Annotated in this window: 2 protein-coding genes and 1 pseudogene; 2 read left to right on the top strand and 1 reads right to left on the bottom strand. The window is 71.5% G+C overall.

From position 1 onward, the window contains the following. Nucleotides 1-105: 105 nt before the first annotated feature. Nucleotides 106-1,380, top strand: a pseudogene (locus tag MJ777_RS22475) (IS1634 family transposase); the annotation flags it as partial. A gap of 32 nt (nt 1,381-1,412) precedes the next feature. Here the strand turns inward: MJ777_RS22475 and MJ777_RS22470 are convergent. After that, nucleotides 1,413-3,614 carry a recombinase family protein gene (locus tag MJ777_RS22470; protein WP_370652816.1) on the bottom strand — a complete coding sequence of 734 codons (2,202 nt, stop codon included), beginning with the start codon at nt 3,612-3,614 and terminating at the stop codon, nt 1,413-1,415. A gap of 134 nt (nt 3,615-3,748) precedes the next feature. Here MJ777_RS22470 and MJ777_RS22465 point away from each other — a divergent pair. Continuing rightward, a partial coding sequence (locus tag MJ777_RS22465; protein ID WP_239377711.1) for a hypothetical protein occupies nt 3,749-3,928 on the top strand: 180 nt, incomplete at its 3' end.

Raw genomic sequence — 3,928 nt, 5'->3', positions numbered from 1 at the left:
TGTACTCCGCACGATCGTCCAGTGTGCTGATTGCGTGACTTCTTGATCCGGCGGCGTGGCGATCAACCTGGTGCGTAGTGCGTCCGGTCTGGCACGGTTCGCAGCGTGCTGGCGACCGCAGACCTCCTCTACGGGCCCCCGAGCTCGGAGAAGTTCCTCGGCTCGCTGCCCGTGATCCGTAGCCTGCTCGCGAGGATCGACCTCGTCGCGATCATCGACCGGCTGTGCCCGATCCAGGAGAACAAGGCCCGCTACACCCACGGCCAGGTCATCGCCATGCTGATCGCCAACCGGCTGACGTCCCCGACCCCGCTGATCCGGGTCGAGCAGTGGGCCCGCAGGTGGGCCGTCAAGGAAATCTTCGGGATCGAGCCCGACGCGCTCAACGACGACCGGTGCGGCCGGGCGCTCGAAGCCCTCGCCGAGCAGGCCGACGCGATCGCCGGCTCGATCGGCGCGGCCGCGGTCGCGGCGTTCGGCATCGAGACCCTGCGCTTTCACTGGGACATGACCAGCATGTCCGTGTACGGCGCCTACGACCAGGCCGACCCCGCCTACACCACCCCGAAACCCGGCCACCCAAAAGATCACAGATTCGACCTCAAACAGGTCCAGGTGGGCGTCGCGACCAGCGCCGACGGCGCGGTCGCGCTACTCACCCGCGCCTACGACGGCGGCGCCGCCGAGATCAGCCAGGTCGAGGGCGCGCTGCGCGCCCTGCGCGAACTGGCCGGTGAGCGCCGCTTCCTGATGGTCGGGGACAGCAAGCTGGTCTCCTACACGAACCTGCGGGCGATCGATGCCGCCGGGGCCACGTTCGTCGCCCCCGCCTCGCGCACGCTCGTCGGGCTGGCCGAACTCGCCGCCCACGACCCGACTACCGCCACGATCGTGGACTGGGCGGCCCAGCGCGACCAGAACAAGCTGTTCCACGAGCGCGACGTCCACCGGGTCGTCGAGGGGACCACGACCTTACGCGGGCCGAAGGCCGCCGACCCGCCGTTCCCCGTGCGCACGGTGTTCTCCCACTCGGCCCGCCGCGCCGAGACGACCGCGACCACCCGCACGAAACAGATCGACAAGGCGCGCGCGGCGCTCGTCGTGCTGCACCGCAACCTTGGGACCCGCTACTACCCCGACGAGGCTGCGGTCCGCGCCCGCGTCGAGAAGATCACCGCAGAGTGTCGGGTCGGGGCGTGGCTGCGCACGCACCTCGACACCGACCCCGACACCGGCAGACCACACCTGACCTGGTTCTTCGACCCCGACGCGCTCGACCTCGCAGAGAAGGCCGACGGCTGGTTCGCGCTGCTGACGAACCAGAGCATCGAGGAGAAGGACACCGCCGGGGTCTTCCTCGACTACAAGGGCCAGGAGGCCTCCGAGAGGAGCAAGCCGCAGTGCTGTCATAACTACGGCTCGGCATCACCGGTGCTTCCTTCCGGCTCGGTGTTCATGATTGTGTTCGTGGCGGCCTGCTGGTGGGCCAGCCAGGGCCGGCGGGTGTGCTGCCCGCGGGGGGTCAGGTGCAGGGCGCGCAGCCGGTCGACCTCGGCGGGGTCGGCGTGGACGACCCATCTGCGCGGGGCGTCGGGGTGGCGGTGGGCGTCCACCCAGCCGCGGCCGATCCAGGTGTAGAGGGTGACCGGGGGCATGTCGAGTGCGCGGGCGAGGTCGGGCAGCCACCACTCGTGCTCGCCCAGTGGCGGGCTGCTGCGGCGCCGGGTAGCCGGTTCAGTCAGGCCGAGGGTGCCCATCAGGTCGCGGGCTCCCTGCGGGCCGAAGCAGGCCCGCCGCTTGGGCGGGTGGAAGCCCTCCCCGTTCAGGCAGTCGGCGATCTGGGCGGCGTTGTGCCCGGCGGCGGCGAGCTCGCGGACCCGCGTGGCCAGCTGCGGGTAGTAGCTGAGCTGGGTCAGGCGGGCTACCGGGCGCACCACCTCGCCGTCGCTGCGGTGCCCCCCGGCCCAGGTCACCTGCACCTTCACCGTCTCGCTGACACCGACGACCTCGACGCGGACCTGCTCGACGAGCAGGCGCAGCAGCTGCTTGCGGTCGGCGTCGGTGGTGGTGGGCGCATGCCAGAGCCCGGGGATGTCGGCGGCCAGCGCGCGGATCTGGTCGCGTTCGGCGGCGGTGAGGGTGCGCGGGCGAGCTGCGGCAAAGCGGTCGTAGTCCTCACCCAGGCGTTGGCGCTCGGCGAGCGCCGCCTCCCAGTCTTTTTCCAGCTGGCGCACGACCAGCCGGTTCTCCGGCTCGGCCAGCCGGTACTGGCGCCGGGCCCGGTCGGCGGCGTAGTCGGCCCGCTCCAGGCGCTGCCGCCAGATCTGGTCCACCTGCGCCCGCTGCGCCTCGACCTGCTCGGCCGCGGCCAGGGAGACCTCCAACGCGACCGGGGCCACGGCCGCCAGCAGCAGCGCGGTGACGTAGGCGTCCAGGCAGCCGCCGGCCAGCTGCTGGCACCGCTCGGCACCGTATTCGACGGAATCGCGGGAACAGGCGTAGAACGGGACCATTTTCCCGCCGGACCCCCGCCGGTACTGCGCCGCCATCTTGCGGCCACACCGGCCGCAGACCACCAGCCCGCTGAGCAGGGCCGGGCCGTTACGCGCCGCGCCCGTGTTCTGCGCCCAGGACCGGTTGGCCTGCAATCGCTGCATGTTCCGCTCGTACTGCTCGACGCTGATGTAGGGCGGCAGCACCCCGGGCAGGTAGGCCACCCAGTCCTCGCGGGGTTGGCGCACCCGCCCGGTGTCCGGCCGCCCGGCCTTCCGCCGCCGGGGGTCCAGGCTGCTGCGGCCGTAGGTGTAGACCCCAGCGTAGGCCGGGTGGCGCAGCATGTTCTGGATCCCGGTCCGGCTGGGCCGGCGCCATTCCAGCTCGCCCCGGTCGGACCCCTCCCGCATGCGGACCCCGACCTGGATGTCGTTGTCGGCCAGGTGGGACAGCATCGCGTTCACCGTGCCGAACCGGTCGAAGAGCTCGAAGACCAGGCGCACCACGGCCTGGACCTGCTCGTCGGGGTCGCGCACCACCTCCCCCGAGGGCCGGCGCACGTAGCCGGTGGGCAGCGGCACCGCCAGCTGTCCGCGGCGGGCCTTGCTCACCCGCCCGGACCACATCCGCTGCCGGATCAGGAACAGCTCGGCCTGGCTGATCGTCCCCTTGAGCCCCAGCAGCAGCCGGTCGTTGTGGTCGTTGGGGTCGTAGACCCCGTCGGTGTCGGCGAGCAGGGTCCCCGAGATGGCGCACAGCTCGAGGAGCTGGTGCCACTCCCGGCCGCTGCGGGCCAGCCGGGACATCTCCGCGCCCACCACGATGCCCACATGTCCCAGGCCGACCTCGGCGACCAGCCGGGCGAACCCCGGCCGGTCGGCCACCCCCGACGCCGAATACCCAAGGTCGTCGTCGATGACCAGTACCCGCGACCGGGCCCACCCCAACGCCACCGCCCGCTCGGCCAGCCCGTACTGCACCCGGGTCGACTCGCCGTGGTGCTCGACCTGCGCGAGGGTGGACTGGCGGACGTACACCGCCGCCAGAAGATCAAGATGCTGTGGCTGCACCTTGCCGTGCAGCCGCTCCCACGGCAGGGTCGCCGTGCTCACCCCGCTCACCTCCGCCCCCGCTCGCCGGCGCCGCCCGTTCGACCAGCAGGCTCAGCAGGCGCCGCACGGCCACCCGGTTCATTTCCGGGAATTCCTCCCACGGCGGGACGTCCATCGCCGAGCCCGCCTTCGGGGAGGCATGGTTGTACGTGCTGATACTCCAGCAAACCTCCCTCTCCTTCGTTGCTTTCTTCGTCGATCTGCGCATTCCGCAGCCGCTGGACGGCCGCTACCAGCGCCAACAGGGCGTCAACCCCGATCACGGGAGCGTTCATTCCCTCCGCCCCCGACGAATTTATGCGTGCAGTGCGGCTTGCTCCTTG

It is taken from the genome of Protofrankia sp. Cj5, assembly GCF_917627405.1.
Taxonomy (GTDB): Bacteria; Actinomycetota; Actinomycetes; order Frankiales; family Frankiaceae; genus Protofrankia.
This window is presented reverse-complemented; position numbering and strand designations above follow the sequence as displayed.